This window comes from Scytonema sp. HK-05, from assembly GCF_963872035.1.
Classification (GTDB): Bacteria; Cyanobacteriota; Cyanobacteriia; order Cyanobacteriales; family Nostocaceae; genus Kalymmatonema.
The window spans coordinates 180999-205060 of the sequence record NZ_CAWMYC010000001.1; the positions used below are offsets into that span (position 1 = coordinate 180999).

Below are 24062 nucleotides of genomic sequence, written 5' to 3' on the forward strand. Positions count from 1 at the left end.
GGCTATTTTTCCTTTGTCACTTCTGGCTCTTTGTTAAGCAGATTTCGCACAGCCTGCTCTAAATCAGCTTGTTTGACTAATGACTCTCCTACCAGAACAGCACGGGCACCCGCTTCTGCCACAAGAGATAAATCTGCAGAGGTATATATACCAGATTCACTGACGATGGTAAGACCGAAGCTTTGCAAATGCGATCGCCGCTGTTCGAGTAGTTGCTGAGTCAGTCCAAGATCCACGGTAAAATCTTCGAGATTGCGATTATTGATCCCCACCAAGCGCAAATCTTCAAGTTTTAGCACTCGATCCAGTTCCGCTAAGGTATGAACTTCTACCAAAGCTTTCATCCCCAAATCGTGAATCACGCGCAAAAAGTCTTGAAGTTCCTCATCGCTTAGGATGGCGGCAATCAGTAGTACAGCATCTGCGCCTGCAACCCGTGCATAATAGATTTGGTAGATATCAATAACAAACTCTTTGCACAAAAGTGGGAGTGCGACTTGCTGCCTGATCTTACGCAAGTTGTCAAAACTGCCTTGAAAGAACTTAGAGTCAGTTAGAACAGATAGACAAGCTGCGCCACCTTGTTCATATGCTTGGGCGATCGCCACTGGATCAAAATCAGCCCGGAGAACTCCACGACTTGGTGATGCTTTCTTGACCTCTGCAATCAGGCTTGGCTTATGGGGACTTTGCTTTAAAGCAGCCAAGAAATCTCGTACACTCGGAGCAGCAGTTAACTGTTGTTGCAAAGTCGCTAGTGGCAGTTCTTGCCGCATTTGTGCGACTTCTTCCTTTTTATACCACACAATCTCTTCGAGAATGTGGCGTGGACGGACATTTGCAGTAGCGCCTGAGTAACTCATAAGGTGGGAAAGACGAGGGGGATGAGGGTAGACGAAGCGAGTATTGAGCGTAAATCTCATGTAGAGACGCGCCGTGGCGCGTCTCTACAATTATTGACTAATGACTAATGACTCTTCAGTTTGGGTGTACGCACGTACGACATTTTTGATGATTGCCAGACCAAGTTCTCCTGCTAGAGTCATGATCGATTCTGGATGAAACTGGACAGCCGCAACAGGAAGTGTTTGATGCTCAATTGCCATGATCACATCGTCATCTGAAATTGCTGTTACCTTCAGTTGTGCTGGCAATTTTTGCGGTAGGGCAAACAAGGAATGGTATCTACCGACAGAAAATGATTGTGGTAAATTCTTGAAGAGAACAGAATTTGAATCGCTGACAGAAATCCGTGAGGATTTACCGTGTTGAGGATAGTTGAGAACTCCTAGTTCTCCACCAAACGATTCAACAATCCCTTGTAGTCCCAAACAGACTCCAAAAATCGGAATTTGCCGACGCAAGCAAGCTTGTACAGTTTCTGGAACACGAAAATCACTCGGCTTACCAGGACCAGGAGAGAATACAACTAAGTCTGGGCGTTCTGCGTCAAACAGCGATTCTGAGAACCCATGACGTAGTGTCATGACTTGAGCGCCAGTTTGGCGGATATAATTTGCGAGTGTGTGAACAAATGAGTCTTCGTAGTCAATCAGTAAGATCCGCTTACCAGATTCGACATTGGCAATGCAGGCGCTCAATGTAATTGGGCTGCATTCTTCCGGTTTTATCCCTTGATTTGCGCGGCGAATTGTCTCAAATAAAGCTGCTCCTTTGGTCATTGTCTCTTGTTCTTCTGCTGAAGGCAAGGAGTCATACAGAATTGTCGCGCCAACTCTCACCTCGGCGATTGAATCTTTTAGCCGAATTGTTCGCAAAATCAAGCCAGTGTTAAAATCGCCATTGAAGCTTAAGTAACCAACAGCTCCACCATACCAGCGTCGAGCGCTACGTTCGTGGTTTTCGAGAAATTGCATCGCTGAGCGTTTGGGTGCGCCTGTCACTGTGACTGCCCAAGTATGGCTCAAAAATGCATCCAAAGCATCAAACTCAGGTCGTAGTAATCCCTCGACATGATCCACTGTATGGATCAAATGGCTATACAATTCTATTTGGCGACGACCAATCACTTGTACCGATCCAGGTTCGCAGATTCGCGATTTATCATTGCGATCTACGTCAGTACACATGGTCAGTTCTGCTTCTTCTTTACCAGAGTTGAGCAGTTGACGAATTTGCTCCGCATCATCGAGAGCATCTTGTCCTCGGCTAATCGTCCCACTAATTGGACACGTCTCTACGCGCCTACCTTCAACTCGTACAAACATTTCTGGAGAGGCACCAATAATGTACTCTCCACCTAAATTAAATATAAACCCATAGGGACTGGGATTGATTTGCTGTAAAGTTTGGAATAATTTGCTGGGTGGTTCAGAGCAGGATTCAAAAAAGCTTTGAGAAGGAACGACTTCAAATAAGTCTCCCCGACGGAAGTAATCTAGTGCGACTTCTACTTGGTTTGCATACTCCCCTGGCTCATGGTCAGATCGTTGAGCCGGAACACGTTGCTCTCCTTTATAATCAATAGACTCTGTTGTTCGTGGAAGATTTTTGGTACTGCCATGCGCTGTTTCAAACTCATACTGCACACGATATGCTTCTTGCAAGTAGTAGTCAACAACTATCAGTTCATCTGGTAAGTACAGTACCAAATCCCGCTGATCAATAGGACGTTCCAGACGCTGAGGAATTGGCTCAAATTGGAACACTAAGTCATATCCAAACGCTCCATACAGTCCTAGATGCTCGTCTTCATCACTAGAAAAAGCATGGAGAATATCGCGGACAACTGTAAATGCTGAAGGTTGCTTACTGCGCTCTTCTTCTGTAAACAGTTGGACTGCTGGCTGCACAAAGCCAACCATGCAATCATTATCTAACTTGACTTCCTGAAGTTGAGAATGCGCTGACAATCTGTTAAAAAGTACTGGTAGAAGCACTTTGCCTCTGTTGTTGAGCGCTCTTAGCGTGAAGGTTCTCTCGCGTGTTGTTAATTCCAATGGTGGATTGACAAATCCAATCGCCCATCTTTTGTATCGCCCTGGATATTCATAGCTGCTTTTAAGCAAACCGCCACGCTGAGAGTCCAGGTGAAACAAAATTTCATCTAGAGCCGTGTCCATCTGTACTTCGCTGATGGAGCGAGATACACCTATGCCGCCAAGAGTTGTGTACGAGTGAGAATCAACAATCATGGGCAATTTCTCTGAAGTAGTCATAAGTCATGAGTCATCAGCCAATAGTCAAAATTTTGACCATTGACTTTCAACGAGTTTTGTGTACCTACCAATGTCAATCACAAATACTCGTAAGAGAAAGATAATACAACAAAGAACTGGGAGCAAAAAGGACGATACATAACTTGTCCCAAAGTGGATCTTGTTGCAATTATCTATTTGAATAAGAAGCGTATTGCCAACAGAAAACGGACCAGCAAACCTGTCTTGATACCATGTTGCATTCAAATAGGTAACATTTTTTACTGTCAGGTTATGACTGGTAACAGATTACCATCAACAGTCAAAACACAACGGCAAACATTTAGATTTGAATGCTACTCGGTATGAGATTAGCGTATCTAAATGTTAAGCATTGATACATGAACAATTTTTTGATAGTTGTGTCAATTTTTTTGCTTTTACTTTAATACTTAAGTAGAATCCCTTGGAAGAAATGAGGGGATTTTCCCGCGTCCACCTTGGGTTAGAAAATGTTTCTCTCTTTAGAAGTAAATGATTAAGGAGCTTGCAAAGCAAGTATTTGTTATGATAATATAGAGTTATTTTTATATAAAAACGAGAATGAGCCGGAATGGACAAAGCTCTAGCTCTGGTGATCATGCTCAAATTGAAAATTTCTTAATTATTTTTGAATGAGCGAATTTGAGCGTGCTCGTGGCTCAACATCAGATGCACACAGATTAACACGAGTTATTTATCTGTGTGTATCTGTGTACCCTTTCCTTCTCCTATCGGAGAGGCTGCGCCAACGGAACGCAACAGCGGCGAACGGGAAACCCTCCAGCCGTAGCGCTGTCTCACCGCCTCCCTTGTCTACATCTGTGGTTTCATTTTCATCCAAATTGACTTTTGTCAAAGTTCTAATGAAGATGTTTGAGGATTAAGTGGCAAACATCTGTCGCTGCGATTGACTCAGACTCAAGCAAGTGAGTTTGACGAGTCATAAACAATGGTCCATTACCAGGAGCAGTAACGCAACCATGAGAACCGCGTACTAAGCTAGCATCTAAGGGAATGACATCCATTAAGTAGCGAAAACCTAGCTGCTTTTTCAGAAGTTTTAAACCGATTTTGAATTTGGGAAGTTTAATATGGGGATCAACGAATAATTCTACAGGATCATAACCAGGTTTACGATGAATATCAACTGTTCTGGCAAAATCCGGCGCTCGATTGTCATCAAGCCAGTAGTAATATGTAAACCAAGCATCTGGATTGGCGATCGCCACCAATTCCCCTGATCTTGTGTGATCCAAACCGTAAGCTGGCTTTTCGTCTTCGCCTAAAACTTGAGCAACGCCGTGAGTGTCTTCTAAGAGCGATCGCACTTTGGGTATGTAAAATGGATCGTTGACATAAACATGAGCAATTTGATGGTCAGCGACAGCAAATGCCTTACTTGCTCCTGGATCAAGTAGTTCTCGCCCCAATTCTTCGCGCACGGCTAGCAAACCATTTTCCCGCAGTACCCGATTGAGGTGGACGGGTTGGGAGACGGGTGTGATACCGTATTCTGAGAGAATAATGACTTGAGCGCCGCGATTTTCGTAGTATTGAATCAAATCGCCACAAACAGCATCAATTTCTTGTAAATCCTTGGTGACTCGGTTATCTTCAGGACCAAACTTTTGCAAGCAGTAGTCCAGATGAGGCAAATAAATCAGTGTCAACGTCGGGTTGTTGCGTTCTTCCACCCACTTAGCTGAGGCGGCGATCCACTGGGTAGAAGCAATCGATGTGTTGGGACCCCAAAAATTGAACAGAGGAAACTGACCGAGTTCGGACTGGAGGGGCGATCGCCATTCTTCGGGTTGCGTATAAATATCGGGTAATTTTCTACCATCAGCCGGATACATTGGTCTGGGGGTGACTGTATAATCCGCTGAGGAGTACATATTGTACCACCAGAACAAATTGGCGCAGGTAAAAGATGGGTCTAGCGAGCGAGCCATATCCCAAACTTTAGGAGCCTGTACAAGTTTATTAGACTGTCGCCAAAATTTTACTTCACATTCGTCGCGAAAATACCAGCCATTCGCAACAATCCCATGTTCATTTGGCAACTTCCCTGTGAGATAAGTTGCTTGAGCTGTGCAGGTGACAGCAGGTAACACGGGTGCAACTGGAACGACTTTCCCAGAAGCCGCCCAACTTGACAGCGACGGTGTATGCTCCCCTAACAGGCTAGGTGACAATCCTACAACGTTGAGAACAACTGTTTTATTCATAATGTAGTGTCAATAAATTTATTATCAATTTAGTAGTAGAGCGGCTATCCCACGATTTTCCACGGAACCCCACCCCGGTTTTGTCTTGTGCCAAAACCGCCCCTCCCCTTGTAAAGGGGAGGGGATTAAGGGGAGGGGTAAAACCAACCTGGGATAAAGGTTTGAACGTGATTGTTGACACGTATGGCATCTTGCCCGCCTAGGACCGGCGAGACGTCCGTCCCACAACAGAATCATAATGCACTAAATGAGACTGGACGCGCTACTAAATATGCTTTCTTTACAAACAGCCTTTAACAGCTGATCAACTCCAAAAAGGGGCTATTCACTAACATTTTTGATAACACCCACTCATACTCTCGTTGGATTGATGCTGCTAAATCCAGTTTCATCTCCTGAGGCAACACTTCCCAGGTGTAAGTTTCAATTTCCAGGTGGTTGCAGGCAGGATTGCTGTGTAGTAAATCTAACACGTTAGAAATGTCGTCTTGTGTAGACTGAAACAGTTGGTAATCGTGGATAAAAATGGGGACGTGGAAGTGAATCCGCCATTGGGAAGCCGTGGTATGCTCTAGGTCTGGGAGAGCCTTTTCCAAATCTGAATAATGACGTAGCCGCCCAGTGCTCTCGCGTGCTATCACTTGGTGTAAATACGTAGATTCAGCAAAAGGTAACAACCGCTCTTTTACCAGACGGCGCTGTTCAATATCAGTGGGGATGTCCACCTGCAACGCAGCACTGATTTGAATTTTACCAATTTGAATTCCTGCGGCTTGAAATTGCTGGAAAACGGAAGCTGGGTTTTCATACTCCACAGCAAAATGGCAGGTATCGTAACAAATGCGTACGTGTTCTAATATAAGAGCCTCAGCTGCTTGTTGAGAAATCCTCAAATGCGTTGCTAAATACTCTCCACCGATAGGCAGTAAATGCGTCTGGAAATAATCAACAACTTCAGCAGCATTTTCTATTAATCCATCTGGTTCAGGTTCCAGATCCAAGTGCAAAACTTTTCCTGTGTCGCTTTTAATGCGTACCATTTGAGCCACCACCCGTGCTATGTTGAGGCTGGCGCTAGTTGTAATGGAAGCGAGGAAAAGTGGATTGCCTTTGAACCAGGGCTTATATGACAACGGCAGTGTAGAAATGCTGCCCTCTTTACCAGGAGGCAACAGTTGTGCCAGGATGTTTACCAGTCGTAAAGTATAGTCCAACCGCTCCTGCTTTGACCAATCCGGTGCATAAACTTGGTCTTTCACGACTTGCCTATGAAATCCACCAAAGGGAAAACCATTCAAGGTAAACACGTATAAGTCTTGTTGCGTCAACCATGATTGAAACTCAGCCAAAGCGTTTCCTTGCAACAGTTCTCTTGTGGCGACGTCTGCCAAACGCAATCCAATCCCAAACGGTTTGTCTGGGGATAGCTTTGCTTTAAGTGCAGGAATATATTGCTTTAAGTTGGCAAAGACTTTGCTCCACTCTTCACCAGGATGAATATTTGTGCAGTAGGTTAGGTGAAAACTGTTATTTGTATTTGTCTCTATTTTCATATCTCTTCCTAGTCCCGCCTCTTACCTTTCACGCTCACTTGTTCAAAATAAACTCTCAACAGAGTTTATTGGAACCGCAAATGCACGCAGATGCACGCAGATAATTTATCTGTGTTCATCTGTGTCCATCTGTGGTTTTTTTTATAAATTTCAGCCGCTTCACATGGCACATTCCCAACCTGTGGCGGGTAACGAAGAATCGTAAAACTCGCTCAACAACCAAATTGCTTGGCGAAACAGAGATATGTCTACCTCGTGAACTTCAATACCTTTTCCTATGCGTTGCAAGAGCGTTAGGGTTAATTCTCCGCCCAGGTGTTCCCGAAACTCACTTAGCCCCCGGAACAAGCAACGAGGATGTTCGTCTTCTGTCATTTTCTCAGACAGTTCCGGAACGTACAACGTAAAGCCTAGTGACAACAGCGTATTCAATATCCGCCGCCATTCTAACCGAGAAAGCTGCCCTACAAGGTAGGAATAGGTAGCATCTAAAGCAATGCCGATCGCTACTGCTTCTCCATGACGTAGTCTATAATTTGTTAGCTGCTCAAGTTTATGCGCTGCCCAATGACCAAAATCTAATGGACGAGATGAACCTTTTTCAAAGGGATCACCCTTATGAGCAATGTGATCCATGTGCAACTGCGCACACCGGTAAACAACGTTTTGCATCGAGTTCATGTCTCGACACACAAGCGCGTGGGCGTGAGTACGGATGTACTCAAAAAAGTCAGCATCTTTAATCAGCGCTACTTTTATTGCTTCTGCGATTCCAGAACGCCAGTCACGGTCATCCAGGGAAGTCAAGAAGGTAAAATCATTTAAAACTGCATAGGGTGGGGCGAATGTGCCAAGAAAATTCTTTTTGCCAAAGGCGTTGATTCCATTTTTAACGCCGACACCAGAATCATTTTGTGCCAACACTGTCGTCGGAATGCGAATCAGACGAATTCCCCGATGCGCTGTGGCTGCTGCATATCCAACTAAGTCTAACATTGCACCTCCACCAATTCCTAAGATGTAGGAGTGGCGGCAAATTCCTGCTTCATCAATGATTTGGTGAATTTTTGAGAGTTCATCTGGATCGTTTTTGGCTTCTTCTCCTCCCATTACGACGATGGGATCAGCAGCAAGTTTGAGCGTATCTGAATAGCGATCGCAATACGCAGCTATTTGCTTAAGCAGCGGACGTCGAGACTGTAATAATCCTGAATCTACGACTGCTAAAACTTTTTTTGGTCCAGCGTCCCCATCAGCAGCAATCACTTGTGCCAATAAGGAATTTCTTATATCAAACACACCTGTGGTAAAATGCACCCCGTAGTTGAAGGTCACCGTGAAACTTTGCTGGATGGGCTGCAGATTATTAAATGTAGTCTTCTGCCTAATGTCTACTACCATATTTTTGCGGATATTTCTATAAGTGCGGCACGATTGAGAGCTTGTTGGAACACCTCTGGTGAGTGTGAACCGTCAACTTTAACTTTGTTGTTGATAATGTAAAAAGGCACGCTCGTGATGCCATTAAAACGAGCAAATGTTGATTCCGCTAGAACTGCATCAAGTGCAGCATTACCGCTTAATTGCAGTCGTAATTCGGTAGAATCCATACCAGCTTCTGTGCCAATAGCAACAATAACGTCGAGGTCCCCGAGGTTCAAACCGTCTTCAAAGTAAGCTTTGTAAACTGCTTGCACAACATCGTTTTTGATGTGATCCGGTGCTAGCGTAATCAACCGATGGGAAAGGGTACTATTGACAGCTAAACGAATTTTGTTGAAATCTAATTTTACTCCTGCCGCATTACCCACACCTTGCACGTACTCAAAGAGCTGCTGAAGTGCTTGCGGTTCTATGCCTTTCCTCTCCTGCATATAAGAGCGAAATTCGTAACCACCAGCAGGAATAGAATAGTCTAAGAGAAATGGATGCCAGCGAATTTTGACTGTCTCTTGAGATTGTGCCAAGGCATCAAAAAGATGCTTATGACCGATTCGGCACCACGGGCATACGGTATCGTGAAAGATGTCGATCAGCATGGTTTTCCTGACTCAGCTTGGGAGAACTGATGTTTTCCTCGCTAAAAAAGCTTTGAGCATTTTCAAATTCCTCGATTAATGCAGCTCGATCTTTGCGTGCAACTAACCTCGCCAAGCGGTTGTAAGTATCAGCTAACTTAGCAATTGCTTGGCATCTGTCTTGGGTCGCAAGCATAATGTCCACACACAAGTGTGGGCTTTGGGCAAACAAACGCTTGATGATGTCTATTTCTTGGCGGTAGCTTGGGCTTGACATGGACAAGCTGCGCTCTATGTCAATCCCTTCTTGGGCTAAGAAAACACCGACGCTAAATCTGGAGAAGTGCCTCGTTGCCTGAATAATCACCATCATGTAGTCGTGTTCTTCAGGTGTAGAGACAATGACTTCGCCGCCCTGACTCTTAATAAAATCTAATAACCACTCAAATGAATCGTCTTTGCGACCTGGACAAGCTACTACTTTTTCTTGGGCAAAAGATTTGACATTTGGACCAAACATCGGATGTAATCCCATGACTGGACCACGATGGTATTCCAGCATCGCTTGAACTGGCTCAGTTTTGAGACTTGTGATGTCACAAAGTGCTGTGGTTGGAGCAAGGTATTGAGATGCACGCTTGATCACATCTACTGTCCACTTAATTGGAACACAGACGATCACAAGTTCAGCAGAACCTAGCAGTTGATCTGCGTATTCCCAATCTTCATTTTCGAGAATACTCACATTGTGACCCGCCGCAGTCAATTGCTGGGTGAAGAATCTACCCATCCTACCACGTCCACCGATGATGGTGATATTTCGGGGTATGGCTTTGTGTGCCATTGACAATGAAGTATCAGTCGAAATTGCCGCTTGACAACTGTTGACGAGATTTGTCCAAATTGATTCAGGAAGACCAGCAGAGGCAAGTAAGGGTCGCACTTGAGCAAGTTGCTCCTCGGCTGGAATTTTTGATGCACTCAGAAGAGAGAGGCGATCGCGCAGCAGCTCGATCAGGCATTGGTCGGTTTGCTTGAGCTTTTCTGGGATCATGATTATTTAGGAAATCAGGAATGAGGGAACTGTGAGTCCCCACTTAAGTGGGGATTGGGGGAGATGTTCTAAAGTTCTGACGCCGATAATGATTAATGACTAATGACTTAAATATCGATAATAGATTCGCTTGAAGTTAATTTTGGTAGCATCCCGACAGTTGGTGATTGAGAGCTTGCCGCAATCACTTCAGTGAATAAAGCTTCGTACTCAACTAAGGCTTGCTCGAATGAATAGCGTTCAACAGCAAACTGTCTTCCTTTGTGACCTAGCTTTGCAACTTTTGCTGGATTGGTATACAAATCCATGATTCCATCTGCGAGCGCTTGCGGTGATTCTGGTGCTACAACTACGCCACCGCCACTCTTGCGCACTGCTCGCGCTGCTGTACCAGAGGCGGGAACTGAGGCGATAATAGCACGACCACTAGCTAACAACAGTGGGATTTTGGAAGGCATATTGAAGGAAATGACATTGCGCTTTTGCACCACCAAACCGACATCCGCCGCTGCCAACATTTCGGGTAGTTTTTCTCGTGGTACTAAAGGTAGAAGCAACACGTTATCAGCCCCGCATTTTTGGCAATATGCCTGCAATCTTTGCAATGCTCGTTCTTCTCCAGCAATGACAAAGACGATTTCTGGAATATGACACAGCCGAGACGCGGCTTCAATGACTGTCTCTAATCCTTGTGTCAGGGCAATGTTGCCAGAGTAAACCACTACGAACTTGTCTTCTAGTTGATAGGCAATGCGAAATGGGTTGCTCTTTTTTGGTAAGGGGCGGATAAAATTAACGTTCACCCAGTTGGGAATGCAGACAATTTTTTGCGCTGGTACTCCCTTCTGGAGTAAATTTTCAACAAACCCATCGGCAATCACGCTAATGGTGTGGGCGCTACGGTATGCAAATTGCTCTATAGCTTGCAAAGCGCGAATCATCCATTTGTTTGTGATTAGTCCAACGCGCACAGCGGCTTCTGGCAATATATCCTGTACATTCAGTACCACTGGGCAATTATATAGCCAACCTAGTAGTGTTGCTGGTAGGGTTACTAGCAGTGGTGGTACTGTCAGGAGAATAACATCAGGTCGCCAACCATTCAGTGCTTGTGGCAAGCTTGTGAATACAAAGCTTAACTCCAATAGCAGCCTATCTATAAGATTGGGTTTAGACTTGATTCGCAGGTAACTCCGCTGGATGGTCACGCCATTTTTTCGTTCTGTAACGTACCACTTGCCGCGATACTCTTCGTAAATCTCGCGCTGGGGATAATTCGGCATTCCCGTAATCACTCGCACTTCATGACCTTGCTTTACGAGTCCTTCTGCCAGTTCAGTCATTAAAGGAGCAATTCCAATTGGCTCCGGATGATAGTTGTAAGAATAAATGAGAATCCGCATTATCCGTTTCTTTGTTACGTGAAGTCAGGTCAAAAGTGTGAGCTTTTTTGTTTTCGCACAAGATGCACGGTGACTCGCGGTGCCAGAGTAGCATTTATCCTGCGTACTCGCTTCTTTTGGTCTTTTGTTATAATTTTAACGCGTGCTTCAGGTAACAGCAAAGATTTGTGACAATGCCATTGAAATTGGTAACAGGATTAACACCAGCAAACCGTATGGCAAGCTAGCAAAACCAGCAGCGACTGTAGCATCTAAAACAATAAGTGATAGGACTCCTGCGCGCACAGCCGTACGGATATTTTCTGGAGTCGGTTCGCTGACAGCCTTGATAAAAGGGAGTAACACCCGCACAGCTAGCAATACAACGAAAGGCAATACTGCAAGCAGGTGATAATTTTTTAACAAGCCTAAGCTCAGTAATCCACTAATGACTGTAGCAATGAGTATGAGTGTAAGAATACCAGTGCTACTTTTGCCTCCATGAACTTCACCCCGGCTGAGAGTTGTTATAGCAGCAATGTAAACAACGGGAATCAATGCTAAAAACCAATAGTTTGATACCATTGGTGATACCGCGCTGACGCCAAGCAATAAGTTGCCGCCACGACACACGCCCATATTGATTGGACCAAAAATAGGATGATGCTTGCTGTAAGCATCGTAGAGGATGGCAGCAGCAGCAATGCCAAAAGCTAGAGTGGCACTCAACAAACTCACTTGAGAGGCTGCCAGGATGCCAGCACTCAAAAGCAAACTTCCCAAAATCGCTGCTCCCATACGGGATGCTCTACCACTGGGAATAGGTCGTTCTGGTCTTTCTACAGCGTCTATATCCGCATCAAATACATCGTTAAAAATAATGCCACCGCCGTATAGACCTGTGGTTGCTAGAAGTAACCATGCCAGTGGTGTCAAATTAGAGGAAGATGGAGAGATTGGCAGATAAGGAGATAGGGAAATAAAGACAGCGCACCCAGAAGCAGCGAATCCAGCTAAGATATCTGCCCATGCGGTGACGATATTAGCAGGTCGCATTAATTGTAGATACGCCCAAATGCGAGGGGAGGAGAGTGCAGCGTTCATGGTGAGGAGGGGGAGGGAGATGAGTGATATAAGGGAGATGAAGAAACTATTGACTTTTTACTCAATCAATGCAAATTCGCGGGTGGGGGACTCGACGATGGGTTTTTGTCCCCGAAGCACGGAGTTACCGCTGAATAGCTGTCGTTGGTCGATGGGGGTTGGGTTGAGCCAGTCTGACTCTTGAATTTGACCGCTTTGGCTGTAAGCAGCAAGGGCATTTTCATAACAGACTGCTCGGATATGCGCTTCTGGAATTCCTCTTTCTTGCATCAGTTGGGCAGTCTTGGGGACCGCGAGTGGATCGCTGACTCCCCAGTCTGCACTGCTGTCTACGATGATGCGATCGCATCCATATTGGCGCACAACTTCAACCATCCGGGCATTCCCCATTTTGGTGTTGGGGTAAATTGTAAAAGCTGCCCAGAAGCCTCGATCCAAAACTTCCTGTACAGTCTCTTCATTGTTATGATCCATAATCACCTTTGATGGATCTAACCCATGCTCGATACAGACATCCATAGTGCGACTGGTGCCTGCCTTTTTGTTGCGGTGCGGTGTATGAATCAGCACCAGCATCTCGAGTTCTTTTGCCAGTTCTAACTGTAGACGGAAGTATTTGTCTTCTGCCTGTGTCATGTCGTCATAGCCAATTTCACCAATGGCAACGACACCCTCTTTACAAGCGTACAGAGGCAAAAGTTCCATGACTTGCTCTGCCAATGGTTCATTATTGGCTTCTTTGGAGTTCAAGCCAATCGTGCAATAATGGCGGATACCAAACTGAGCGGCCCGAAACCGTTCCCACCCGACCAAGCTGCTAAAGTAATCTTGGAATGAGCCGACGTTGGTGCGGGGTTGTCCAAACCAAAAGGCAGGCTCTATCACAGCTACAATGCCAGACTCCTGCATCTTCTGGTAATCGTCGGTTGTGCGGGAGCTCATGTGAATGTGAGGATCGATATACATCATGCGACTGGTGTTCCTAGTTACAAAATGGGTAATGAGCTTGTCTGAAACGCTTACAAGGAAAGAGTTAAGCTGTTCCAAGTAAGATGCCCTGCTTGAATTTGAGCCTGTAGATTAGGATAACGGGCAAGGAGTTGTTGAGCATCTGGTAAAGGACACTCAGCAAGAGCGATCGCCCCTGCGGCTTGTTCAACTGGATCGTTCGCTTGTATTACGCGCTCCAAATCCGCTAACATCGCATTGTTGGCAAATCGCCCCACCAGTCGCCAAAGTTCGGGAGATACTGTGCGGTAGGCTGCCCAACGTTCGTGGGCATAATCAACTAGCATAGTCGCTAGTTCTGGATTTGCACGCCGATCAAGTCCTTGAATAAGATGTAAAGGGCTGCCCACAAACAAAGCTTTCAAGACTATCTGGTTCCAAGCAACGTCATCTAGATACTCTGCTGGATAGGGATTTCGCAACGCCACAGCATTGAAGACTGCTGTCATATTGCTGCGAACTCCCTCAGCTGCACGAGTGCGAAACTTTTCTGGATACGCTAGAAGCGGTAAAGCCTGATAGAGTGCAATCAGCTCTCCCATATCGGCGGCTGTAAAAACTCGCTCCAGCGTCCGGACGTATTTCTCTTCGTTGGACTGCGGTAAACTCAGTACCAGTAAGGTGCGAGCGGCTTGATCTACGCTCCAATAACTGGGAAACCAACCTGTCCGGGCTGTGGAGGCTGCTTCTAGTTCTTCTAGTGTCAGTTGTAAATCATTTTTGCCTGTATAACGAGGCACGGCGCTAAACGCGCTGAAAAACATTGAGGTATTGACACCGCTTTTAACTTGATCTATCTTTTCATCTAGCCAGGTAAGACCTTGACTAGAAATCCGATGTTTCAGCCAGCGATGCAGCAAGTCAATTGCACTAACTGTTGTTTTTTCTAGATAACTTGCAGAAACCATTACTTTATAATTATTTAGTTATGCGATGGAGCTAAAAAATCTAGGAATTCGTTCCCAGGCAATTGCCTGGGAACGAGACTAAACAAAGTTAAGGTTGAGGAAGTACAAACTTACAAGTGTCTAAACAGCAGCTTTTTCTGGTTCCTCTAAGCTGAGGGTTGCCTTTTGCTGCTTTTTCCGCAATGTCGAGGCAGTAGCGCCAATTCCTAACAAGCCTAGACCTAATAGTGAGGCTGGTTCGGGTACTTTGGTTGCGCCGTCCTTAACAACGTTTAATACTTGGACACGACCTTGGAAGAAATCGCCAACATACAGCTTGCCATCTTTGAGGGTTGTGCCACCCGTCCAGTTAAATCTGCCTGGAGTGAGGTCAAGGGGGTCGCCAAAAGGAGGACCAGTTAATGCTGGAGGCGGTACAGGGTTACCTGATGCATCGCGGGCATTTTCACCGAAGGAAGTCAAGAAGTTACCGTTTTTATCGAATACCTGAACGCGGCTGTTGATAGAATCAGCTACATAAACATTCTCTTCTTCGTCCACTTCGATGCCAATTGGCTGTTGAAGCTGTCCAGATCCGCTACCTGCTGAACCAAATGCCAACAGAGGATTACCATTTGGATCGAGTACTTGAACGCGGTTGTTATACTGGTCTGCTACAAAGATATTTCCACTAACTGGGGAAATTCTTATACCTGCTACACCTTGAAACTCACCAGGTGCAGTGCCTCTGGTACCACCAATGACACCAAGTGGCTGTCCGTCTGATGTAAATTTAAGAATCCTTTCGCCGTTAAAATCACCAACGTACACGTTGCCAGCTTTGTCAAATGTCACACCAGATGGTCCAAAGAAAAGCCTATCAGGAACCAGAGGGGTAAATTGTCCATTTGCAAAGGATCTAATAAAGTTACCCTGAGAATCGTATTGATTGATGCGGTTGTTGTAAACATCACCTGCATACAGATCCCCTGTTACTGGATTAAAGTCTACAGTTGTTGGCTCGTCAAACTGTCCGGGTCCTGTGCCGCCGGAGCCAATTGCTCCAATATACTGACCGCTAGGACTAAATTTTTCAATTTTGTTACCAAGGCTGTAGTTAGGAGTACCATCCGGGTTAACACCGCGTCCGTTAGATACAAGGGTATTCCCTTGGCTATCTACCGCTATGCCTTGGGGAACAAACAGTTGTCCAGGACCGAAACCAGGCTCACCTATAGAGCGATCGTACGTTAAGCTTAATGCCATCGCTTGAGCCGCCGCCGCCGCTACAAGAAAGCCGGCACCTACTAAGGCAAATGATAAATTTTTGACTAATCCCATAGTGATTCTTCGGTGTTGTGAGTTATACTCTTACTTAGGTTTATGTCGTTCCCAGACCTAGTCTGGGAATCCCGAATTTGAGCTGTTGCCTTTTTGAAACAAAACTTTCAATTTAAGGTAGCAGCCTATTTCTTAGGTATTGCTAAGCAATGCCTAAGAAAATTGCCAAGGAATTAGATGGTTTCAACCTTATCCAACAGTTCTTGTTGACGCTTGCGCTTCATTGCTTTTGCGCCTAAAGCGGCAGTTGCTAATAAAGCAATTACAGAACCGGGTTCAGGAACTTTGGTTGCGTCGGCACCAGATTTGAGAGCAAGCTTGACGAGTTGTCCTCCTCGTTCGCCTGCGACGAGTCTGTCTCGATTTGAGATATATAAATCACCATCAGGACCGAAAAATAATCCAGCAGCAGCTTCCAGTCCATTACCACTCCAGATAGTTTCGCGAGAACCATCCTTGCCGATTTTAATCACAGAAGAACTTAGATCACCGATAATATTACCGCCCTGTTCAATTGCTTTCCATTCTGACTGATTGATGTGTTGCAATGCATACAAATCTCCCTCAGAGTCGTATGCCACGCCAGTCAGTTGTGTAAAGCCATCAGCGATGGTTTTTATTGACAAATCATCTGGGTTAACTGAATAGATACGTGCTTTACCTTCTGGATAAGGAAAAGCAGTGTATTCACCAACTGTTAAGCTACCATCGGGGGCAACTGCGATCGCTGTGGGAACTGCTTGAGCGTTTGGATTAAATTGAAGTGCTTCCTCTGTCAAACCTTCAGGAAGAGTTGGGTATTGGAGGGTACTCGGATCTAAGTATTTGGTAGGGAACCCAGTTACGTTCTTAATACCGCCGCCATTGAGATCCACAGAATATATCGAGTTGCCGCCCCCATCGATGACGTAAGCAGTATCACCCTTAATTGTCATCGAATAAGGGTTGTTAATTACATCAGAGCCATCGGGATTATATTTGGCTTCGTAAGCTGCAAAATCAGCAAGACTTGTCAGCGAACCAGTCTTTAAGTCTAGTTTGTAGAGTTGTCCGAGAGCAGGTTCACCTAACACCTGATCGCGCAAGTTCGGGTCGCCAGCTAAGCCATACAAAACATAAGCGTTGCCTTTGGAATCAAATTTGAAGTCCGCAGGACCGGCAGCTTGTTCCCCAGAAGGCGATAATGCTAGAGATGGGAGATTCGAGAGTACAGTTGTTTTTGTACCGTCTGGAGCAATTTTGACAACGCTACCAGTTTTACCAGAACATAAAGGAATATATCCGGCGCTGGGTGATGGTATACAGTTGACTCCGCCGTTTCCATCTCCTCCGGCACCACTTTCTGTCAGATAAATGTTGCCCTGTTTATCCCAGTCAAAATTCCGTGGGTTGTTAAGCTGGTCAGCAACTACTTTCAGTTCTGCTGCTTGTGCAGCTTTCGTTCCATAAGTAGTAGCAACACAAAGGGAGAGAAATGTAAGAGCAAATGACTTGAATTTCATACTTACTTAGATTTAGATCGAGTGTTGGTAGGTTGTGGAATTTTGTACGGTATCAGAGACAACGAGTCCCAATGACTGGGATGTGGAAATCAAGCATCCACGGCAATATTGCCTCCCTATTGAGAGGAGCTGGCATTGCTCGCGCTTGAAACTTGCTATCCAATTTGTAGGAGTCTTGCTCTTGTGTTGGGGGGAGAGAGACTCTTATCTGTTGGTCACGACTTTATAGTAGGTTCACACAACAGAGCTTGGATTCTCAATTCTGATGACTTGCCCTTTTCCTGGCACGCCGCCTCGGTTGATCAGATAAAGAGCATTATCAGGACCAATAGTCAATGCACTAGGTAGCTCTAGCCCATCACCACTGAGAACAGTTGTGCGGCTCCCATCGTGTCCTATTTTGATCAGGCTTCCTTCTGGTTTTCCTTTCCAGCCTGAGGAATTCATATGTTGTAAAACATACAAGTTACCTTGCCCATCGAAAGCCAAGTCAATCAGTTGCGTAAAGCCATCAGCATAGACTGTTAGTTGACGCTCAGCATCCACTCGGTAGATTTTTGCTTCACCTTCTGGAAAAGGAAAACCAGTGAATGTGGTGACATAATAAGCACCATCAGGACCTTTGGCAACGCTTGTGGGTACTGATTGAATTGCCAACTGCGATGGAGTCGCACCACGATAAGCACTAGGAGGTGGTACGTGTCCCCGGTCAAAATTTTGCGAGTTAGAACCAGGGAAGATTGGGTTAGTCAATACCTGCTGGGGAATTACAGCGATCGCCTGCAAATGACTTCCATCAGTTCCCACACTCACCAGATCGTTCGCACCCGCATCAACAACAACAATTTCGTCTCTATCTATTAATAGAGCCAAGGGATTGCTAACGACTTCACTGCCATCAGGATTATGAGTCAGTTCATAGTTAGCGATATCGGCAACAGTTGTCCACGAATTTGTATTGAAGTCGGGAGTGATGATTTTTCCTAAGTCAGTGTGACCTAATGCCGTATCGCGTAAGGCTGGATTAGCAGCATATCCTAGCAAAACATAAGGCTTGCCTGTAGCATCAAATTTTATATCGTGAGGACCGGCGGCTCCAGTACCATCTGGAAATGCGACAGAAGCCAGTCCTGTCAGTATACGTTTGACTGTACCATTCTCAATTTTTACTATAGCACCACTGGTACCGTAATATAAATCACCTTGACCACTGGGTGATGGAATACTAGCTCCATTTCCCCCCGTTCCTGCCTCTGTAATATAGAGATTATCGTCAGGACCAAAGCTCAGACCTTTCGGATTATCAAGACCGTCGGCAAGCACCGTAAAAGATGTAATAGTAAGTTGCTTGAGTTCCATGTGTCACAACAGAGGTCGGCTTTGGATGTTACTGGTAGAATTTCGTATTGCTGACAATAAGCAATGACGGCACTTACACCCTGAATATATATTTATTAGTTATTTGTTAGTTGTTAATAGATAGTTGTTAGTTGGTAGAGACGCGACGCCAGTCACCTGCTGTCGGGAAACCCCTTCGGGTTCGCCAGTCGCCTGCTGTCGGGAAACCCTCCAAAGGACGCTGGTCTTACCTCCTGCAGCGCTGGCTCGCCATGGCGCGTCTGTACATTTGTTAGTTGTTCTAACAACTGACAAGTCACTACTTAGCGTGGGGCATATAGCTCAGACCTTGAGCTAAAGTATCCACGTTGCCAGCTTTGCCTTCCAAGATACGCTTGATATTCAAGCTCTCAGAGCCAAAGTCTTCGATTTGGAGTTTACCGTGAGGTAGTTGCTCACCTACTTTCCAGAAGGTGATCCGATGCTGGATGAAACCAGGAGCTTCTGGGTCATTAAAAGCATGGGAGGTTGGGATTAGCAGCACCGGAGAACGCTGATAAAATCCGTAGTCTGGATAAAAGAACTCGTGCTCGAGCAAGTACGATTTGTTAACAGGTTGCAGGCGCTGAGTTACTTTCACCTTTTGACCGTATTCATCGCGAAACTCGCCAGACTGACCAGAAATTTCGCCATCTGCTCGCAGTAGGTGTGCCCAATCATCCATGTTTTTGAGGTCTGACAAATACTCAATCCCCATCTCTATTGGGGCATTAACATAGATGGTGTCGGTGTCAACGTAGTAACGCCCTTTTGCTGCGGTCTTAAGACCAGCTTTGCGTTCCAAATTACCTTTGAGAGAACGACACTCGGAAGTGTGTACTGTGTGAATTCCCTCCATAATCAAGGGACTGCGCCGCTTAGGATCGACAAAGCTGACCCAGTGTAAGTACACGCCCTTTTCATCGGTTCCCGGCTCAACGTAGTCGGCAGGAAAAAGCAGGACAGGGTAAACCTGATAATATTTCTGATACTCTAACCCGCAGTGCCACTCAATGCCGTAAAAATTGGGATGATCCAGTCTTTCTACGTGATAGTAAAGCTTTGTCTGGTAGCCAGACGCAGTTCCGAGCCAAGTGTCTTCGTCGATTTGCTCTTCCATGCGGCTATAGAGAGTCCACTCGCCTAAGTTTTTTAGCTCAGCAAGGTATTCATAGGCACTCTCTGGAGTCGTTTCGATGTAGGCAGATGTCCCAAATGTATTTCTTTCAACTACCATTTGTCACTCCTTTAGACCACAGCTAAGGTCTTGAGATGTCTGGCTTTGCGGATTCTGTCCTCTGCCAACTGCTTAGAAGCATCGTTGGTAGTGATGTCCTGCTTTTGCGCTCTGTCAAATATTTCAAGCAGTGTGTCGTAAATGTTACGCACTTGCTGGAAAGCTCTTTCTTCGTCGTAGCCAATCATTTCGTTGTAAACGTTGATTAGCCCGCCACCATTAATTACGTAATCAGGAGCATAAAGAATCTCTTTCGCTGTGAGCATTTGACCGTGGAGCTGCTCAACTCCCAACTGATTGTTTGCAGCACCAGCAATCACCGACGCTTTAATGTAAGGAATTGTCTCACTGTTGAGAATTCCCCCTAAAGCACAAGGAGAAAGCACATCGACATCTTGGGAGTAAATTTCCTCTGGCTCTACAACAGTGGCACCAAAAAGGCGCTTTACTTCCTCTGTTTTTTCTTTGCTAATATCAGTGACAAACAGTTTTGCCCCATGTTCGTGCAGGTGTCGGCAAAGATTTTGACCGACATTTCCCAGACCTTGAACTGCAACTTTTAGCCCCTTAAGGTCAGAGGTTTGCAAACGAAACTCAACAGCAGCTTTAAGTCCCAAGAAAACTCCCCATGCTGTCACAGGAGCAGGTCCACCTGACCTTTCTTCTACTCCAACGACATATCTAGTTTCTTGGCTGATTGTTCTGACATCATCGGGGGTCAGATTCACATCTTGACCTGTAATAAAACGTCCATTGAGTCTTTCAATAAACCGTCCGTATGCTCTGAACAGGTCTGCATTCTTGTTTTCAGGATTGGCAATGATGACTGCCTTACCTCCACCAACTGGAATGCCTGCACAAGCAGCTTTATAAGTCATACCACGGCTCAGACGAAGAGCGTCTTTTAAAGCAGCTTCTTCGTTGGCGTAGGGCAACAGCCTTGTTGCGCCCATTGCAGGTCCCAAACTCGTGTCATGGATGGCAATTATTGCCTTGATATCTGGGTCTTTGCCATGACAAAAGAGCACTTGCTCATGACCCATTTCTGTAACAGTTTCAAATAAGTTCACCCTTGTCTCCTCGATCACCTCAGCTTGACCCCTTGGGGAATGGAAATCGCTTTTCCCAATCCCCGTTAGCATTTAGACATTTGGAAATGAAGCTTGTGGAAATGAAATATGCAATTCGGTCTTTTCAGCCGGAGTTGACTTTACTCCTTGTGATGCTAGACCGGCGTTGCGTCCTTTGGATGGCGCGCGTCTATCTGCCTCAATCACGACATCAATAACGATTGGACCAGTCGCTTCCATTGCTTGCTCTAGCGCCGAGATCAGATCAGACTCTTTGTTGATGCGGATTCCTTCGGCTCCCATACCACGAGCAATCATGGTAAAATCTGCCTGCGGAATTGTTGCATCTGCACCTGTGAGTCCCAGCATTCCCATGCCTTGGTGGCTCATGTTGTAGCGGGCATCGTTGAGTACAATCCAAACAGCGGGTATTTGGTATTTGACAGCTGTGCTGATTTCATTATTCATCAGCATTGCGCCATCCCCAACAATGGCAACTGCTTTGCCATGACGTGCTGCTGCTGCTCCGACGACTCCGGCAACAGCCTGACCCATTGCTCCGACTCCGGTGCTGATACGATAACGATTTGCGTTTGGAAATCGCAGCAGATGCGTTGACCAAAGGAACGAGTTACCACACTCCGCCAGCACTATCGCGTCACTACCTTCAACAATTACCTTTTGAATTGCCTCCATCAAGACCTCTGGTCTGACTGAAGAGTCTGAACCTGGAGCAATTTCCTGGCGTTCCGGACGAGGTAGCCAAAAAGCTGTTACCGCACTACTTGCCAGAAGGTGCTCGTGTTCCAACAATGCCTTGACAAATGCTTTGATCTCAGACTGGACACCAAAGGTTTCGGCTTTTGAATACGCCACCCCAGGGACTGTTGGGTCAATGTCTACGTGCACGAAGCCTCCTGGGGGAACCAATGCTTGACTCCAGAAGGAAGTCGGTTCGCTCAAGCGCGTTCCTAGCACAAGTGTGCGTAAAGGAGGTTGCTGTTGTAAGTAAGTAAAGACGGAACCATGACCGCCCAAACCAGTCACACCCACAAACTGAGGATGATCTTCGGGAAAGATGCCTTTGCCACGAGGTGAACACATAACTGGTGCCCCAGTTAATTCCGCAAGTTGGCGAATTTCTTCTGCGGCGTCACGAGCACCAAATCCTACCCAAATCGCAAACGGTCCTTCAGATAACAACTGTGCACATTTAACAATTGTTTCTTGACTGGGTGTTGCCAAAGAAGAATAATCAATTCCTTGGAATATGTCGAGATCATCAACCGGGCTTGTTTGCACAGCGGTAGGAACGCTCAAATGGGCGACGAAACCTCCTGGTTGCGACAGACCCAGAGCCAGTTTGCGAAAAATCTGTGGAAGTTGTGCAGCGCTTTCTACAGTGGTAGCATAGTTAAACAGCGCTCCTGAGGTAAATATTCCCTCAGTTGGCAAAGTCTCGGTGCTGGTTTCTTGAATAGCCCACCGTCCGCGCTGTGGGGACGAGGTGCAAGCTGACAGCAAAATCACTTTTGCACCCTCACCTCTAGCAGCGAATAATCCAGTTAAAGCATTGGTGATCCCCGGTCCGGCAGTGGTGAACACTACGGTAGGACGACCAGTGGCAAAGTAGGCTTCAGTTGCTGCAAAGGCAGCTCCTGATTCATGACGAAAGTTTAGCACTCGCAAGAGGCTATTCGATAGCGCTCCCCAAATTCCTGCCATCGCACCTCCGTTGACGCCAAAGGCGCTGGATACGCCTAAGGCTTCCATCATGGTGGCGATCGCATTTGCGACCGTTAGCGGTCGCTGTGTTGGTTCTTGCACAACAGGTGCATTCTTGGGCTCATTATTGAGTTGGTCTTTGGAAGAGTTTACTTTTCCATTTAGCTCCGACTGTGTATTGCCGTTTGGTTGGTACACGTCGTATGGCTGAATGCCAATTTGAGATGTCGTCTGAGTATAGTTGTGGCTCATTGCGTCTACGTACTCCCTGATTGTTGGAGAGGGTGCCAGTTAGCTTACTCAGGCTGCGTTTGCACTCACAGCCTTAAGTGTGTGTTATGCCAAATTCCGTATCTTTACGTACAAGCTTTAACCCAGGTTGATGAACACTGGGAACGGTAAGTCACCGCTTTTTCGTCAGTAAAAAACTCGTACTGTAGGAGTTAAACAATTTAGGCTGTGCTTATGGAAACAAGCGTACAGAAGCTGAACACTTTGCTGCAATGAATAATCTTTTGATTGAGTTGTCAATTTTTTTGCTGTTGTTTTTCCTAAATTTGACGCCTGATTAGCCCAGCTAAACAACTTTTTTCTACCTTTTGGTAGTTTACGGTCTGTTTTTAAGTTATCTTTTTTTTATATGTTTTAATTTATACAAATAATTTAACTGGCACAAGAAAAACCAAGAATAACTCGTGGATGTTCTAGCGATAAAAAGTCACTTTCCTAGTATTAATAAAATCTTAATATTTACAACTGATTGTTCTTAACGAAGTGACAATAATTACGATATTGTTACCGTCAAACTCCTGTACCCTCAAGCTTTTGTTCTTATTGATACTAGTTTTGTTTACATTTTATATATCTTTTGATAGATGATTAATCAAGATATACATTTTTAAAAGTAAAGGGTATTTCTTTTGACAGATGACTTTGTAAAGTATTTTGTAGTTGAATTCATCCAAGAGTAAAGAAAACAAATAAAACTAATGAGTAAGGAGATGCCCGTAATAATTTCACTGTTTTTCAAAATTCCTGGTAAAATTAATCCAGCTTGCCCGCGTGTTGCCTTTGTGAATCACCATAGCCGTGAACAACGAATAGTGAACAGTTATCACTTTTGCAAGTAAGACACGTATAGAAGCCATGAAATTCATGCAGGGCAACGTTGGTAAAAATGTCCAGGATGAAATACCCTGACTCTAGTTTTACGCAGACATAGATAACTAGAGATCTATTTTCTGGATATGAATAATATCCGTATGTCTCTGAGTTGCTACTTCAGGCAGCAACAGAGGCACAGTATCCTTTTTGTCGTTGTCAGAAAATCTGATGAATTTAAATTTTGTGTAAAGATATATTAATTTTATAAGGAT

17 protein-coding genes are annotated in these 24062 nt (G+C 45.4%); all 17 read right to left on the minus strand.

Annotated elements, in window-relative coordinates:
* Positions 1 to 2: 2 nt before the first annotated feature.
* Complete coding sequence (gene trpC / locus AACT52_RS00740) at positions 3 to 923, minus strand: indole-3-glycerol phosphate synthase TrpC (RefSeq protein WP_073626279.1); 921 nt, start codon at positions 921 to 923, stop codon at positions 3 to 5.
* A 30-nt stretch (positions 924 to 953) separates the two neighbouring features.
* Positions 954 to 3155, minus strand: coding sequence for an anthranilate synthase (locus AACT52_RS00745; protein ID WP_073626281.1), 2202 nt, complete (start codon positions 3153 to 3155; stop codon positions 954 to 956).
* Between the two features lie 905 nt (positions 3156 to 4060).
* Positions 4061 to 5428 (minus strand): alkaline phosphatase family protein, encoded by a 1368-nt coding sequence (locus AACT52_RS00750; protein ID WP_073626282.1) that lies wholly within the window; start codon positions 5426 to 5428, stop codon positions 4061 to 4063.
* A 293-nt stretch (positions 5429 to 5721) separates the two neighbouring features.
* On the minus strand, positions 5722 to 6981 hold the full coding sequence (gene eboE, locus AACT52_RS00755) for a metabolite traffic protein EboE (protein ID WP_198940789.1): 1260 nt from the start codon (positions 6979 to 6981) through the stop codon (positions 5722 to 5724).
* Positions 6982 to 7140: 159 nt separating this feature from the next.
* Positions 7141 to 8382: a 3-dehydroquinate synthase gene (locus AACT52_RS00760; RefSeq protein ID WP_073626284.1), complete on the minus strand. Its 1242-nt coding sequence runs from the start codon at positions 8380 to 8382 to the stop codon at positions 7141 to 7143.
* Positions 8376 to 9020 (minus strand): DsbA family oxidoreductase, encoded by a 645-nt coding sequence (locus AACT52_RS00765; protein WP_073626286.1) that lies wholly within the window; start codon positions 9018 to 9020, stop codon positions 8376 to 8378. Before AACT52_RS00765 ends, AACT52_RS00760 begins: the two co-directional genes overlap by 7 nt.
* Entirely contained in the window at positions 8965 to 10053 is a 1089-nt protein-coding gene (gene tyrA, locus AACT52_RS00770; RefSeq protein WP_073626288.1) for a bifunctional chorismate mutase/prephenate dehydrogenase, read from the minus strand. Before tyrA ends, AACT52_RS00765 begins: the two co-directional genes overlap by 56 nt.
* A 107-nt stretch (positions 10054 to 10160) precedes the next feature.
* A complete protein-coding gene (locus AACT52_RS00775; protein ID WP_073626289.1) occupies positions 10161 to 11456 on the minus strand; it encodes a glycosyltransferase family 4 protein in 1296 nt (431 codons plus the stop codon).
* Between the two features lie 147 nt (positions 11457 to 11603).
* Complete coding sequence (gene eboC, locus AACT52_RS00780; protein ID WP_073626291.1) at positions 11604 to 12539, minus strand: UbiA-like protein EboC; 936 nt, start codon at positions 12537 to 12539, stop codon at positions 11604 to 11606.
* Between the two features lie 57 nt (positions 12540 to 12596).
* A complete protein-coding gene (locus AACT52_RS00785; protein ID WP_158054469.1) occupies positions 12597 to 13508 on the minus strand; it encodes a TatD family hydrolase in 912 nt (303 codons plus the stop codon).
* Between the two features lie 50 nt (positions 13509 to 13558).
* On the minus strand, positions 13559 to 14455 hold the full coding sequence (locus AACT52_RS00790; RefSeq protein WP_073626294.1) for an EboA family metabolite traffic protein: 897 nt from the start codon (positions 14453 to 14455) through the stop codon (positions 13559 to 13561).
* 120 nt (positions 14456 to 14575) lie between these two features.
* Positions 14576 to 15775: a scytonemin biosynthesis PEP-CTERM protein ScyF gene (gene scyF, locus AACT52_RS00795; protein ID WP_073626296.1), complete on the minus strand. Its 1200-nt coding sequence runs from the start codon at positions 15773 to 15775 to the stop codon at positions 14576 to 14578.
* 173 nt (positions 15776 to 15948) lie between these two features.
* Positions 15949 to 17277: a ScyD/ScyE family protein gene (locus AACT52_RS00800; protein WP_073626299.1), complete on the minus strand. Its 1329-nt coding sequence runs from the start codon at positions 17275 to 17277 to the stop codon at positions 15949 to 15951.
* A gap of 234 nt (positions 17278 to 17511) precedes the next feature.
* The gene (locus tag AACT52_RS00805) at positions 17512 to 18636 is read right to left on the minus strand and encodes a ScyD/ScyE family protein (protein ID WP_073626301.1); all 1125 of its coding nucleotides are present in this window, start codon (positions 18634 to 18636) and stop codon (positions 17512 to 17514) included.
* A 298-nt stretch (positions 18637 to 18934) separates the two neighbouring features.
* The gene (gene scyC / locus AACT52_RS00810; protein ID WP_073626303.1) at positions 18935 to 19891 is read right to left on the minus strand and encodes a scytonemin biosynthesis cyclase/decarboxylase ScyC; all 957 of its coding nucleotides are present in this window, start codon (positions 19889 to 19891) and stop codon (positions 18935 to 18937) included.
* An 11-nt stretch (positions 19892 to 19902) separates the two neighbouring features.
* Positions 19903 to 20961 (minus strand): tryptophan dehydrogenase ScyB, encoded by a 1059-nt coding sequence (scyB, locus tag AACT52_RS00815; RefSeq protein WP_073626305.1) that lies wholly within the window; start codon positions 20959 to 20961, stop codon positions 19903 to 19905.
* A gap of 72 nt (positions 20962 to 21033) precedes the next feature.
* A complete protein-coding gene (gene scyA / locus AACT52_RS00820; protein WP_073626307.1) occupies positions 21034 to 22938 on the minus strand; it encodes a scytonemin biosynthesis protein ScyA in 1905 nt (634 codons plus the stop codon).
* Between the last annotated feature and the right edge of the window lie 1124 nt (positions 22939 to 24062).